The organism is Maridesulfovibrio spiralis (SeqCode), assembly GCF_048571135.1.
Taxonomy (GTDB): Bacteria; Desulfobacterota; Desulfovibrionia; order Desulfovibrionales; family Desulfovibrionaceae; genus Maridesulfovibrio; species Maridesulfovibrio spiralis.
The window spans coordinates 3,556,474-3,571,419 of record NZ_CP182344.1 but is presented as its reverse complement, the minus strand read 5'-3'; the positions used below and the strand labels follow the sequence as shown (position 1 = coordinate 3,571,419).

At 46.4% G+C, this 14,946-nt stretch carries 10 protein-coding genes; 2 read left to right on the top strand and 8 right to left on the bottom strand.

Annotated features, from left to right (window positions below; all coding sequences use genetic code 11):
• Positions 1-343: 343 nt before the first annotated feature.
• From ACNI29_RS15960 to ACNI29_RS15925, 8 genes are all read right to left on the bottom strand, one after another.
• Entirely contained in the window at positions 344-3,163 is a 2,820-nt protein-coding gene (locus ACNI29_RS15960; protein ID WP_419779367.1) for an EAL domain-containing protein, read from the bottom strand.
• Between the two features lie 137 nt (positions 3,164-3,300).
• Positions 3,301-3,975 carry a precorrin-8X methylmutase gene (locus tag ACNI29_RS15955; RefSeq protein WP_419779366.1) on the bottom strand — a complete coding sequence of 225 codons (675 nt, stop codon included), beginning with the start codon at positions 3,973-3,975 and terminating at the stop codon, positions 3,301-3,303.
• Positions 3,976-3,978: 3 nt separating this feature from the next.
• Positions 3,979-4,632: a deoxyribose-phosphate aldolase gene (gene deoC, locus ACNI29_RS15950; RefSeq protein WP_419779365.1), complete on the bottom strand. Its 654-nt coding sequence runs from the start codon at positions 4,630-4,632 to the stop codon at positions 3,979-3,981.
• Positions 4,633-4,873: 241 nt separating this feature from the next.
• Positions 4,874-5,569, bottom strand: a complete 696-nt coding sequence (locus tag ACNI29_RS15945) for an amino acid ABC transporter permease (RefSeq protein ID WP_419779364.1) — start codon at positions 5,567-5,569, stop codon at positions 4,874-4,876.
• A 12-nt stretch (positions 5,570-5,581) separates the two neighbouring features.
• Positions 5,582-6,283 (bottom strand): amino acid ABC transporter permease, encoded by a 702-nt coding sequence (locus ACNI29_RS15940; RefSeq protein WP_419779363.1) that lies wholly within the window; start codon positions 6,281-6,283, stop codon positions 5,582-5,584.
• Between the two features lie 83 nt (positions 6,284-6,366).
• Positions 6,367-7,182 carry an ABC transporter substrate-binding protein gene (locus ACNI29_RS15935; protein ID WP_419779362.1) on the bottom strand — a complete coding sequence of 272 codons (816 nt, stop codon included), beginning with the start codon at positions 7,180-7,182 and terminating at the stop codon, positions 6,367-6,369.
• 57 nt (positions 7,183-7,239) lie between these two features.
• On the bottom strand, positions 7,240-7,968 hold the full coding sequence (locus ACNI29_RS15930) for an amino acid ABC transporter ATP-binding protein (protein WP_419779361.1): 729 nt from the start codon (positions 7,966-7,968) through the stop codon (positions 7,240-7,242).
• Between the two features lie 692 nt (positions 7,969-8,660).
• Positions 8,661-10,463, bottom strand: coding sequence for a DAK2 domain-containing protein (locus ACNI29_RS15925; RefSeq protein ID WP_419779360.1), 1,803 nt, complete (start codon positions 10,461-10,463; stop codon positions 8,661-8,663).
• A gap of 230 nt (positions 10,464-10,693) precedes the next feature.
• On the opposite strand from ACNI29_RS15925, the gene ACNI29_RS15920 reads away from it, so the two are divergent.
• Positions 10,694-11,857 (top strand): efflux RND transporter periplasmic adaptor subunit, encoded by a 1,164-nt coding sequence (locus ACNI29_RS15920; RefSeq protein WP_419779359.1) that lies wholly within the window; start codon positions 10,694-10,696, stop codon positions 11,855-11,857.
• 2 nt (positions 11,858-11,859) lie between these two features.
• Positions 11,860-14,943 carry an efflux RND transporter permease subunit gene (locus ACNI29_RS15915; protein WP_419779358.1) on the top strand — a complete coding sequence of 1,028 codons (3,084 nt, stop codon included), beginning with the start codon at positions 11,860-11,862 and terminating at the stop codon, positions 14,941-14,943.
• Positions 14,944-14,946 lie beyond the last annotated feature (3 nt).

Sequence of the window (14,946 nt, the reverse complement as noted above, 5' to 3'; positions counted from 1 at the left end):
TGCCCTGTTAAACTTTCATTTTAACAAGCCCTTAATTCGGCCCTAGCATGGTAATACCGCACATGCAACAGGAATCGGAACTTTTATGACAATATTATAAAATAAGCACTACTTAATTGACATGAATATGCTTTACACATATTCTTTGAGATAATAGAGAACTGCACCATCAAGATATTTGATTGATTGTACAATCACACCGTACAAACAAAAAAAAGAGCCAACACACAGCCGACCCTTATTTCTATCTATCAAAATACAGAACATTACCCACTCACACATGAACACTGCATGAGAAGATAGACATTTTGCATTATATGTATTTTTTTTGCACAAAAATTCGTTATGAACTTAATTCAATATCTTCCTTAAAAAAAGACTCTACTGTCATGCGGCTGATCGGCCGAGAGAACAGATATCCCTGTCCAAATTCACAACCGAGTCCGCGCAGTACATCCTGCTGTTCAATCTCTTCAACACCTTCTGCTACCACATTCAACCCGAGGTTATGAGCAAGGTTTATAATCGCCTTGACGATTTCAAGGTTCTCGGAAGATTCATTCATTTTACGTACAAAACTTAAATCAATCTTGAGCTGATCAAGTGGGAATTCCTGAAGGTTACTCATGGAGGAATACCCAGTACCGAAATCATCAATGGAAACCAGCACACCAGCTGACTTAAGCCTATTTAGCATATCAACAGACTGCTTGGCCCGTTCCATAATCGCGGTCTCAGTAATTTCAACCTTGAGGTTTGATGCCGGAAGATCAAATTCACTCAACTTGGAAAGGATATTATCGACAAGCGCAGGCTGTGAAAACTGGCGCGGTGAAATATTGATCGACATGAGCATGTCAGATGCCTTGTCATAAGATGTCTGCCAACTCTTCATCTGGCGGCAGGCTTCAGTAATAACCCAGCTGCCCAGCTCGAAAATAAGTCCTGACTCTTCTGCCATGGGAATAAATTCACCAGGCATAACCAAGCCACGGTTAGGGTGCTTCCAACGGATCAAAGCCTCAAACCCGACAACACTCTGGTCTAGCAAAGAATAAATCGGCTGGTAATCGAGATACAATTCATCCCCGGCAAGCATGGCTGCACGCAGGTCGCTCTCAAGCTGCATGGCCTGAACAGCCTCTTCCAGCATCCTCTTATTAAATACTTTAATCCTGTCACGCCCGGATTCCTTTGCCTGATGCATAGCAACGTTGGCGTTCTGGATAATCTCTTCAGGTTTATCGTATTCAGTAGGACTGAGGAGAACTCCATAACTGGCTGCAATGTTGACCTTATGCCCTTCAATGATTGCAGGCCCGTTTAAGCAATCCCTGATACGACGAACAATTCGGATACCTTCACGCGGAGAAGCCAGTTCCTCAAGAACCACAATGAACTCATCTCCACCAAAGCGGGAAACCGTATCCAATTCACGAATTGTTTGCAGCAGCCGTTTGGAAACTTCCACCAGAAGTTTGTCACCTATATTGTGTCCAAGACTATCGTTAATAATTTTGAAACGATCCAGATCCATAAAGATGACAGCAAAATAATAATTATCCCGGCGACGAGAGCGTTCCACAGCCTGAAGAATTCTATCACAGCATAACGTCCTGTTTGCCAATCCGGTCAATGGATCATGCAAGGCTTCATACTGTAACTGTTTTTCCATGAATTTACGCTTTGTAATATCCCGCAACGAGATCCTCAACCCGAGAGATGTACCATCGTCAGCAAAAACCTGATGCCCGGTCAGGGAGACCCAGCGCAACAGACCGTCACGGCGGAAAAGACGCATGTCTGTTCCATCCGGAGAAGGAAAACTTCCCCGCAAAGCCTGCAACCAGAACTCACGATCGTTCTTGTGAAGAATATGCTCCACACGGACAGGTCCTTCCATAAAATAGGCTTTTGGGTAACCGGATATTCGCTCGCACGACGGACTTACGTATTTTACGGCTCCCGTAGGACCAATCCACATTTCCCAGTCAAAAGTATATTCCGCGATGGTGCGGTATTCCTCTTCGGAAGCACGAAGAGCCTTTTCCATCATCTTGAAACTGGAAACGTCAGTCACGAATGCGAAAGTAAGCTTAACATTCTCAATTTCAAACAGATTGGTAGCATTGATGAAAATATCCACTTCACGGCCATTGCTGTTCGCAAAGCTGATTTCAAAACGATGCCCGATACTCCCGTCAGCACGAAATCTATCAGCCGCAAGCTCCCCAAGAACGGCACCGATATCAACCCCGAGCATATCTTCCCGGCTGAGGCCGATCATGGTGCAGAAAGCAGGGTTAACATCAAGCAGAATCAACGACTCATCAATCATGAAGAAGCCTTCTGAAGTTGTTTCCACCAATGCTCGATACCGTTTTTCACTTTTCACAAGCGACTGAGCGGCCTTTTCGCGCATATGAATTTCACCCTGCAGAAGTTTATTGATCTCCTCCAGTCTACTCTCACGACTGGCAATCTCTTCGGTCATGCGGTTAAAGCGGGACCCTATTTCGAGCAGCTCGATATATTGAAATTCATCAAATCGATCGGAAAAGTCACCCATGGCAACTTTGTCCATCCCCTTCCGCAGACGGGCTATGGGATTACGGATAAAGTAATCTATTAAAAATCCTGTAATTATGTAGATGACCGCAACAGAAGTAAGGAAGGTAAGGCTGGAGACAAACAGAATCCAATCAAGATTGCGCCGGTAAATTCTGCTGGTCAGTTCCATACGGATGGAGCCGATCTTTTCTTTTGAAATATAGAGATCACGCTCGCGGACGATGGGATTATCATCAGCTTCGCCCGGCCGCACAAAATTAAACAGCACTTCGCCGTTCATATCGACAATCTTCAGCTTGGAAAACTGCTCATTCTGGGTATACGCGCTACAGACATGCTTAAGCGATCCCATATCGAAGTTCCAGATAGGAAAAGTAACAGACTTGGCAAGCTGTTCGATATAGTTATCGGCTTTATCTTCAAACTCCTGACGCAGCATTTTAGAACGTCCAAAATACTCATAAGCCGTAACCAGTGCAATAATAACAGCCAAAGCAAAGACAAGACAGGCGGAAAGATCACGGGAAATGGACCTCTCACCTTTTTTGAATTTTAAAAAAGATCTTTTGGGAACAGTCTTATTTTCAGACATACTTTATCGCACCGGGAAATTCATTATCACTCGAACAACAAAAGGATTACCTTTGAACAGTGTTTTCACAATTAGCTTTTAAAGTCTATAATTAATAATTTATTACAACAAAAAATCATAAGAATATCCCGAAAAAACTATATATCTCCGGACAATTCCCGCTCATCAAGAACAACTTCGGCTAATGCATTTATGACACATGCAGCCAATGCAGAACCGCCCTTACGGCCCTCAATACTGATATATGGTATCGAAGCAGAACTCATGAGCATAGCCTTTGATTCAGCAGCATTAACAAACCCCACAGGCATCCCTACAACCAAAGCGGGCGGGATCATCCGGCCCTCCTCCACAAGCTGCACAAGCCGGATCAATGCAGTCGGAGCATTCCCGATCACATGGATTTCAGGCTGAATGGTATCAGCAGCAAGTTCCATGGCTGCATGAGCCCGCGTAGTAGAATTACGTTTGGCAGCAGCAATTACGTCAGCATCATTCATCAGACAACGAACATTGCAACTCAAGGGAGTCATCCGGCGTAATGGAATGCCGCAACGGGCCATTTCAGTATCGGTGGCAATGGTGCACCCTAAACGAAGTGAATCAAGACCTGATTCAACAGCACTTGAATGAAAACGCACCAGATCAATAAGCTCAAAATCAGCGGTAGTATGAACCATACGCCGTGTGATCTGCCACTTAATGCCGGAAAACCTGCGTGGCTCAGGGACTTCGGAATCAATAATTTCAAAAGACTTTTTTTCGATATCACCGGGCTTAGCCACGGCCATAAGTTCTACTTTCCCAGACAAAAACTATCTCCTCATTATTGCAAGAGACGACGATGTGCCGATCCTACTTGCACCAGCTTCTATGAGCTCTACAGCCTGTTCATAGGTTTTGATGCCCCCGCTGGCCTTAACGCCTGCGCTATCACCGACGACAGCACGCATAAGTTTAATATCTTCCGAACAGGCACAACCGGGAGCAAATCCGGTGCAGGTCTTAACAAAAGAAGCCCCAGCTGTCACCGCCAGATCGCAGGCGAGTTTCTTCTGGTCATCATCAAGCAAACCGGTTTCGATTATTGCTTTCACCGGAACACCATCGGCCCCTTCAACGGTCATCAAAATATCATGCATAAAAGCTTTACGGTCCCCTGCCTTCAATGCACCTATGTTGACCACCATATCTAATTCCTGAGCACCCTTTCCTACTGCGCGCATGGCTTCAAGCATCTTAACTTCCGGCAAAGTCGAGCCGGAGGGAAAACCGACCACGGAACAGACGATGGGGTTTTCACCTGACAACATTTCCGCCGCAAGGGCTATGTAGGAAGGATGGACGCAAACAGACGCAAAATCAAATTCGATTGCCTCTTTGCAAAGCAGTTCAATGTCAGCTGGGACCGCCGATACGTTTAACAAAGTGTGGTCAATATACGAAGCAAGTTTATCGATTTTGTCCATGTCCGCCTCCCGGCTGAAATTAAATAATGTCCCCCTGCATCAGCTACAGTTTCCAAAACTGTTTTGAAACAAGAGCATACTTCCCATTAGAACGACACTAAGCGATTATGAAATTCCGGTCAAAATAAAGTTACATTTAAAACATCAAAATCGCATTTTCCATCTCAGTACGCTCCACCCATAAAAAAAGACTCCTGCTTCAGATGAAGCAGGAGCCTTGATCAAGCAAATTTATTTACTGCTAGCGGTCTCTAGCCTGATATTTAGCCATATGTGCTTCCATACGACGGCTGGACCAAGTGAGTACGTAACAGACAATGAAGTACAGGAGCGCAATAGCGATGAAGATCTCAGTAGGCGCGGACAGGGTTCTGTTGTTAACCTGGGTCGCGGTCCTGGTCAGTTCATTAACGCCAATAATGTAAGCCAGCGAGGTATCTTTCGTCAGGGATACGAACTGGTTCACGAAGGACGGAATCATATTTCGCAATGCCTGCGGAAGAATAACATAACGCATGGCCTGGACATGAGACAGGCCGGTTCCCCTTGCAGCTTCCATCTGTCCTCTGGGTAGTGCCTGAACACCGGCTTTAACGATTTCACCGATGTATGCGCCGGTAAAAACAATAAACGCAATCAAGGCACAGTGGAATTCCGGCAGGGATCTACCAAGTACGACCGGAGCCAGAAAATAAAACCAGAAAATAAGCATCAAGAGCGGAACACCGCGTATGACCTCAATATATATAACAGATATAGACTTAATGGCTCTGTTGCGGGAAAGACGCATCAAACCAGCTGCAAGACCGATCCAGAAAGCACCGAAAATACCAAGCATAGCCAGAATAATACTGGCAGCCAGACCGCCGATGGGTCCATCAGGAAAGGCGCCCCAGAGAAAATAATCAAAGTTGTTCCAAACTACATCCCATTGCACGAGACGCCACTCCTAGTATTTAATTTGCAGCAGGAAATGCTTATTATACATGTTGATCATAAGTGACACGATCAAAGAGATACACAGATAGATAACGGTCGCCACGGTAAAGGCCTCGAATCCATGGAAAGTGTAGGACTCAATCTGGCGGGCCATGTAAGTGAGATCCATAACCCCGATTGTCATGACCAGTGACGAGTTTTTAATAAGGTTCAGCGACTGTGAAATAAGAGGGGGTACAATAATCCTGAAAGCCTGCGGCAGAATTACATAGCGGTAGGCCTGCAGAAAAGAAAGCCCGGTCGCACGGGACGCTTCCAGCTGATTCTTGGGAATGGAGTTAATTCCGGCCCTGATTTCCTCAGCCACAAAAGCGGCGGTATACACAGTCAGGGATATAACCCCTGCTGCAAATTCGAAATCATGATCATAAAGCCATTCATTCACAGCATCAGGCAGTATGGAATATGAACCGAAATACCAGAAAAATATCTGGATCAGCAATGGTGTATTACGGAAAAATTCTACAAACGCAAAGCTGAACCATTCTAGGGGCTTGACCTTTGACATGCGCATAACTGCGACAATAGTACCAAGTAGCATCGTAAATACGATGGATACTGCAGAAATCTGTAAGGTAACCTTAACCCCGTCGATAATCCACTGCCCGTACTGTCCGCTAAGAACCAGATTCCAATCAAACTGATAATTCAAAACATCTATCCGTTGTTTTCGGGAAGACCGTGCGTACACGGCCTTCCCGTTATCTTACAGAACTAAAACCTCAAGCTGTCGGCTTAGGGCCAAACTTCCATGTTCCAGGTCAGAGGCAGGTAGTACTTGGTATCAGGACCGAACCATTTGTTGTAGGTCTTTTTGTATTCGCCGGACTTCCACATTTTGATCAGAGCAACGTTAACTGCATCACGGAAGTTGGACTCGTTTTCAGGCAGACCGAGACCGTAAGGTTCGGGAGAAATGTAGTCACCTACGATTTCCCACTTTTCAGGGTTGGGATCAGAGTTTTTGAGACCGAGAAGGATGGTAGAGTCGGTGGTAACCGCTTTAACTTTACCCTGCTTGAGTGCGAGCATTGCCTGAGGGTAACCTTCGAAGGACAGAACCTTACAATCGGGCTGTGCAGCCAGGATATTCTGCTCGGAGGTGGAACCTTTTGCAGTACCGACTTTTTTGCCTTTCAGGTCAGCAACGGTATTGATGCCGGAACCTTTTTTAACGAGCAGCTTCTGACCATCCATAAAGTAGGTGATGGAAAAGTCGATGGTGTCGTCACGAGCGATTTTGTGGGTCATGGTAGCAGCTGCGAGGTCGATGGAACCCTGAACAACCATGGGGATACGGGTGGCGGAAGTTACGGGCTTGAATTCAGCCTTCACACCCAGTTCTTTAGCGATAAATTTGCAGATGTCGATATCCAGACCGACGAGCTTCTTGGTGTCTTCATCGATGTAACCGAAAGGTACAACCGCATCTTTAACACCGCACATCAGCACGCCGCGTGCTTTAACTTCCTGCAGTTTGTCGGCCATTGCGACAGATGCGCAAAGTGCCATCGCCAAAACCATAGCTACAATAATAGAGAGTCTTCTCATCAGGTTCCTCCTGAAAAATTTAAGGTTACCTACCAAAATCGCCGGCAAGTGCGACAATTACAATATCTCCTTCAAGAACATCTTGGCTCTTTCGTGTTTGGGATTACTGAAAAACTCCTCTGGAGGAGCCTGTTCAATAACTTCACCGCCATCCATGAAGATTACGCGGTCTGCAACTTCACGTGCAAAACCCATTTCGTGGGTCACGCAAAGCATGGTCATGCCCTCGCGGGCAAGGTCTTTCATTACATTGAGAACTTCGTTGATCATTTCCGGGTCGAGTGCGGATGTGGGTTCGTCAAAAAGCATTGCTTTAGGCTTCATTGCCAAAGCCCTTGCAATCGCAACACGCTGCTGCTGACCGCCGGAGAGTTCTGCGGGATACTTATGAGCCTGATCGTGAATACCAACCCTATCAAGAAGGTAAAGGGCAGTCTCTTCTGCTTCCGCCTTGGGAACATTGCGCACTTTCAAAGGGGCGAGGGTTACGTTATCCAGAACGGTCAGGTGGGGGTAAAGGTTGAACTGCTGAAAAACAATGCCGATTTCAGCACGCAGCTCATTGATATTTACACTCTTGTCAAGAATGTCCTTATCGTCAAAAGTAATAGTCCCTTTCTGGTAATCTTCAAGCCTGTTGATACAGCGAATGAAGGTACTCTTACCGGAGCCGCTCGGCCCACAGATAACAAGTACCTCACCTTTATCTACATGGTCATTGATACCTTTTAAAACATGAAAATCCCCGTACCACTTGTGGAGATTCTTAATTTCAATCATCGCCATAATGCTTAACTCCAAACACCTGTACCGTTTATAAGTTCAGAACCGGTCGCAACAGTAAAAAAACGCGTAAATTCGTGATTACGACCGCCATTCTTTAAGCTCGCGTTAAAATCGCCCGGAATTCAGGAATGAAAGACTTTTATAGCCTAAAACGAAGAAAAGTCAAGGAATTAACCCTGTTTTTCCATTTATGTACAATTGAGAAACAGATTTACCGACGATGCAAAATAGTCCGATTTCAGCCACAAAATACTACAGCTCACAAATTTAAAAATTTGCGCAACCACGGGCTTTCTCAGTCTTAGGCAACCTATAACACTTTTAATTGAGCATGTGAAATAAATATACAAAAAAGACAAATATTTTTCCGTTAAAAATAAAATTAAATATCTTTTTTCGAGTTTTTGAGATTTTCAACGAATTTTAAACGCATAAAACCACGAGGGCTCCAAACTTTAAGCTGCCCCACAATGACCACAGCCCTTTATTTGCAAGGCTGCTTCCACCAACAGCATATGACATGCAGAAAAAACAGCTTTGCCATTGTTGTAAATTTATTGATTGATCAAACAATCTACACCCGGAGGCCATGCCTCTATCATCATAAATGATAGCCTCCTCCAAACTTTTGACAAAAAAAAAGGAGCAGGTCGAAACCTGCTCCCATCTACAAATCTATTACCAGATCAGGGCTATTCGTCAGTGAGAAAAGCCACCGCACATGCCCCCGGCCCACTGTGAATTCCCAATACGGGAGAAGCTTCAACAATGAACTCCGGCTCGGCACCAAACTGATCTTTAAGAACCTTCCTGAACCTTTCAGCTGTTTCAGGAGTATCAGCATGAGAAATAGCATATCTGAAATTGCCACGACCGTACGCATTATCATTAACCAGTTTAATCAAGGCATCTTCCTGACGCTTAATGCCGAAAGACTTGGCAACAACCTTAGGCTGCCCCTCCCCTGCAAACTGCAGGATGGGCTTGATGTTCAGAGCCTTTGCGATCATTCCCTGTCCCTTGCTCAGGCGCCCTCCACGGACAGCGTAATCAAGACAGTCGATGGTAACAAATATCTTAACGTTCTCCACGGCCCGGTCGGCAACCCTGCGGACTTCAGCAGCAGTCGCACCATTCTTGGCAGCACGGGCAGCTTCAAGAACAGGCAGACCAAGCGCAATGGAAAGCTTCTTACTGTCGATTGCAGAAACATTATCAAAAGGATTGCTCACAGTAAGAGCATTCTGGAATGTCCCGCTGAGAACTTTACCGACATGAAGAGAAACAACATCTTCATAATCAGAAGCAACCTTGGCGTAAGCACGTTTCATATCACCGGGAGACGGCTGAGAAGAGAGCGCACGCTTGGTGTCGGGGAGCATTTTGTAAAATTCACTTGAACTCAGGGTTACCCGGTCAATGAACTCCTGTTCATCCAGAGTAAGACGCATGGGAACAACGCGGATGTCGAACTCTTCCAGAATCTCATCTGGGAGATCGCACGTGCTGTCAGTAAGGATACCGACCCGGCGGCCATCAGCCAGCAGACGCTTATGCTGAACCAGCATGTCGTCCACCTTACGCTTAGCTACTTCGCCGTAACCTTTAATAACAGCTTCCACAGCGTCGGGTTCATTGGTGTGAATGTGAATCTTAACCGATCCGGGAGTTCCGGCAACGATCAGACTGTCACCCATTTCAAAGATGGAATCACGAATGGCCTTACGGTCAATGTTCTCACCTTTAATAAGGAACTCTGTACAGAAACGGAAATCAAGGGCCTCAACCGCAACCTTACCCTGCACATTTGTAAAGGATTTTGAGTTACGGGAATCAGGCAGAAAACTTCTTTCGATTTTTCCATTCTCAAGCAGATCTACAATGCCTTCCAGTAGGTAAACAAAACCCTGTGCGCCAGCATCAACAACACCGGCTGCTTTGAGCACAGCCATCTTTTCTGTGGTGCATTTGGCTGAATTACGAGCATATTCAAGCGAATCTGAAAGCAGGTGATGAAAATCACGATAGTTGTCGCTGTTGGCGTGCAAGTGTGCAGCCCAATCGCGGATAACGCTGAGAATAGTTCCGTCCTTAGGATCGGAAATCGCTTCGCAGGAACGCTTGGCTGCCATGGAAGCAGCCTGAGCAAAATCAGCCGGCGAAAGCTTGGGCATATCTTTAACACCCTCGGCAAAACCGCACAGGAACTGGGCCAGAATGGCACCGGAGTTACCTTTGGCGCCGTCCAATGCTGATTCCGCGATGAGTGCGGTCATTTTTTCGATGGAACGTTCCACGGATTTACCAGTAGAACTGACAATGCTGCGCATAGTCCCGGCCATATTGGCCCCGGTATCACCATCGGGAACCGGAAAGACATTGATAGCATCAAGATGTGGGGAATTGGCTATAAGTTTGCTAGCAGCGGCCACAACTCCCCTTCTGAAGCGGACACCGTCAACATAGTCAATTTTTACAGTATTTGCTGTAGTCATATATAAAAAGAGCTAAATATTATTTTCTAAATGACAAATTAAACATTGTAACATTCGTCACAAAAATCATTTTCTACTTGCATGCTATGTAATTAAAAATCAAGTTATTATGTAAATAAATTCATATATGTTTTTTTGAAATCTGCAATTTTCAAGTGTCCACAGCTTTAAAATAAAAAAAATTTAAGCTACATTATAAACATATTATCAGTAGTAAGGAGATTTCATAGATGTCCCGCATTCACAATTCATCGTTACAGCTTTTACCAACCACCCTGACCCGTATTCTTATTATCCTATTTGCATGCACACTGCTAAGCGCATGTAAGGACGATAAAAAAACAGCCGGCGGATATCCGCCTGCTCCGGTCACCACTGCCAAGACTAAATTAAAGAATACTCCGTATTATCTCACTGCAATAGGTACGGTTAAAGCCGTAGACACTATCACAGTCCGTTCAAGAGTCACCGGATACTTAAGTAAAATATTCATTAAAAATGGACAAAGTGTAACCGCAGGACAACAGCTATTTACAATGGACCCATCTCCTTACGAAGCATCCATCGGACAGCTCAAAGCCGAACTCGCCTCCGACATAACCAAATATGAGCAGGCCAAAAAAGATTACAACCGCTACCGCGACCTGGTTCGCCGTAAAGTTGTCAGTGAAGAAGACTTTGAAGAAAAACGTCTGGATATGAAAACCGCAAGTGATGCAATTGCGGTAACTCAGGCCAAACTCAACGATGCTAAGAACGACCTCAATTATTGCTTTATCCGCTCACCCATTGACGGTCTTGCCGGTTACGTAAATCCCACCGAAGGTAATCTTATTGAAGAGAACAAAGATGAACTCGTGGTCATCAACAAGATTTCTCCCATTGCTGTGAACTTCTACCTCCCCCAAAAATATCTTGCTGAGGTTCAAAAGTACTCTGCAAACAGCACCCTTCAAGTTCTTGCCATCTCCGAAGGTCGCGATGAGCCTGAAGTCGGCGAGCTGACCTTCATTGATAATAATGTAGACACAAAGACCGGGACAATCTGGATGCAGGGCAGTTTTGAAAATACAAACCGAACCTTGTGGCCCGGTAATTATGTGGATATTCGCTTAAAACTTTTCGACGAAGACGTAATACGGATTCCGATGGAAGCCACCTGCACCGGACCTGAAGGTAAATTTGTATGGATTGCAAACAGCAACAACACCGTGGATATGCGGCCCATCACCGTTGACCGCAGATCAGGAAAACTGGATATTATCAGCAGCGGGCTGAAAGACGATGAAACCGTCATTGCTGACGGCCAACTCAGATTATACCCCGGAGCGGCCATTAAAATAAAAAACAGTGGAAATGCTACAACAAACAGCCAATCCACAAACGGTGAATAGTTATGAATATTACTGAACTATTCATCAAACGCCCTGTCATGACCTCGCTGGTTGTGATTGGTATGGTATTCTTCGGGATCGTCGGTTACCTGCGCCTTCCGGTCAGCTACCTTCCGGCAGTTGAATTTCCGACTTTGCAGGTAACTGCAACACTGCCCGGGGCAAGCCCCTCAACCATGGCTTCTTCCGTGGCTACGCCCCTGGAAAAAGAATTTACCTCCACCCCCGGCTTGCGTTCCATGAGTTCCGTAAACTCACAGGGACAAACTCTAATTACACTACAATTTGACCTCGACCGTGACATAGACGGTGCTGCTTCTGATACTCAGGCAGCCATATCCCGAGCCAGCGGAGATCTTCCGACAGATTTGCCGCAGCAGCCTTACTACGAAAAGGTAAACCCGGCTGACGATCCGGTGCTTTATATGGCAATCTGGTCCGACTCCCTACCTCTTTATAAAGTTAACCAGTATACCACGACATTTCTTACCGACTCTATTTCCATGGTCAATGGTGTCTCAAAAGTACAGGTTTACGGTGAATCCAAGCTTGCGGTGCGTGTAAGGGTGAATCCCGAAAAACTTGCTGCACGCGGAATGAATATTGATGACATCAGGCAGGCTATCTCATCCCAGAACGTCAAAGAACCTGTAGGAACGCTTAATAATAAAAAGCAGACAGTGACTCTCGAAGCCACCGGACAACTGGAGAGTGCAGAAGAATTCATGCCCATGATCTTCGAATCCGACGACGGCAGGACAGTCCGTCTTTCGGAGATAGGCGAAGTTGTCAACTCCGTTCAGTCGGACAAATCAGGATCATGGATTGACGGCAAACGCGGTATAGTTATCGCTATCCAGAAACAGCCCGGTTCCAACACCATCGAAGTCTGCAAGACAATTCAGGAAATGCTGCCCACCATCCGGGACCAGATTCCCGCGGGTATTCAAATGAAAGTCCTATACGACCGTTCCATCCCCATTGAGGAAGCGGTCAATGACGTTCAGGAAACCCTGATTCTAGCCATCATTTTTGTTATCTGCGTTATTTTCTTCTTCCTGAAGAACTTCTCGGCAACAATCATTGCCTCGGTGGCGGTTCCGGTATCCATCATTTTTACCTTCGCTATCATGTATGTGCTGGACTATTCTCTGGATACCCTTTCACTACTGGCGCTGACCCTCTCGGTCGGATTCGTTGTCGATGATGCGGTAGTCATGATTGAGAATATCGTCCGCCATCTGGAAATGGGTAAGAAACCATATCAGGCAGCACTGGACGGCGCAAAGCAGATCACTTTCACTATCATCTCGATGACCCTTTCTCTGGCGGTTGTATTTATACCGCTGATGTATATGTCCGGGATCATCGGTCGAATCCTGCATGAATTCGCCATGACAATTACCGTGGCTATCCTTGCCTCGGGTGTAGTTTCACTAACCATGACCCCCATGCTGGCCAGCCGCATCCTTAAACCGGGAAGTAAACTTTCGGAATCCGATCCGATCTTTGATTTCCTGCTGCGCATGTATGACCGCTCCCTGCATTTCGTCATGCGTCACCGGGCGTGGACTATGGCTGCTGCCGGGCTTATCCTGCTGGCGACAATTCACTTTTTCATGGTTATCCCAAAAGGCTTCCTGCCCACGGATGACATGAGCTATTGTCAGGGATTTGCGCAGGCAAAGCAGGGCATCTCTTATAATGACATGAAAGATCATGTAAAAAAGCTTGAACCGTTGCTCATGGAAGATCCCAACATCCGCAGCGTAATCACTGTTGCAGGCGCACCGATCCAGAACCAGGGTTATGTTTTCCCCATGCTGGTTCCGCCGGGCGAACGTGAGCTGACAGCGGATGAAGTGGCCCGCAACCTCATGTACAAACTCAACAATGAACCGGGAATCATGGTCTGGATTCAGAACCCGCCAATGATCAGACTCTCTGCCAAGTCCACCAAGAACCTCTACCAATACACGGTACAGGCCCCGGATCAGCAGGAGCTGTTCTCACTTGCGCCCAAGTTTGAAATGCAGATGCGCCAGATTCCTTTCCTGACAGGCCTGACATCCGACCTTCTGGACCAGAACCCGGAGATGTGGGTAAAGATAGACCGCGACAAAGCATCCTACTATGGAGTAAGCGCACATGATATTGAAAACACTCTCAACTCTGCATACTCGGAACGTAAAGTCTCGACCATCTACGGTGACACGGACCAGTACTGGGTAATCCTGCAGGTCCTGCCATACAACCAGCGGGACCCGCGCGATCTAATGAAACTGCACGTTGCCAACAAAAACGGCGATCTGATCAGGATGGATTCCATCGCCAGTTTTGAGGAACGCCCCGGCCCCATGCAGGTTAACCATACCGGTATGCTGCCCTCCGTAACCTACTCATTCAACATAGCCCCCGGTTATTCGCTTAGTGATGCAACAGCAGCAATCAACGAACTGGCCTTGAACACCCTGCCGGACACCGTTGTCTCCAACTTCGAAGGTACGGCTGACGAATTCCAGAAATCCATGTCCAGCGTATACTTCCTGCTGGCCATCGCGGTCTTCGTCATTTTCATGATTCTGGGAATTCTCTATGAAAGCTACATCCACCCCATAACCATTATCTCCGGTCTGCCATCCGCTGCAATCGGAGGTCTGCTTACCTTGACCCTGTTCGGCAAGGACCTCGACCTCTTCGGTATCGTAGGGGTCATTATGCTCATCGGTATCGTCAAGAAGAACGCCATCATGGTCGTTGACTTCGCACTTGAGGCAGAAGAGAAGGAGAACCTCTCCCCTGCTGAAGCGGCAATGAAAGGATCGCTGGAAAGATTCCGTCCGATCATGATGACCACTATCGCGGCTATTGCCGGGGCAATGCCTATTGCTCTGGGACTCGGTGCCGGTGCACAAGCCCGCCAGCCTATGGGGCTGGCAATTGTGGGCGGCTTGATCCTCTCACAGGTGGTTACACTTTACTTGACCCCTGTATTCTACACCTACATGGATTCCTACCAGAAATGGATCTATGAACGCGGCAGGGCCAAACGCGAACTGCTCGGAATCCCGCATAAGCACGACTAAAAA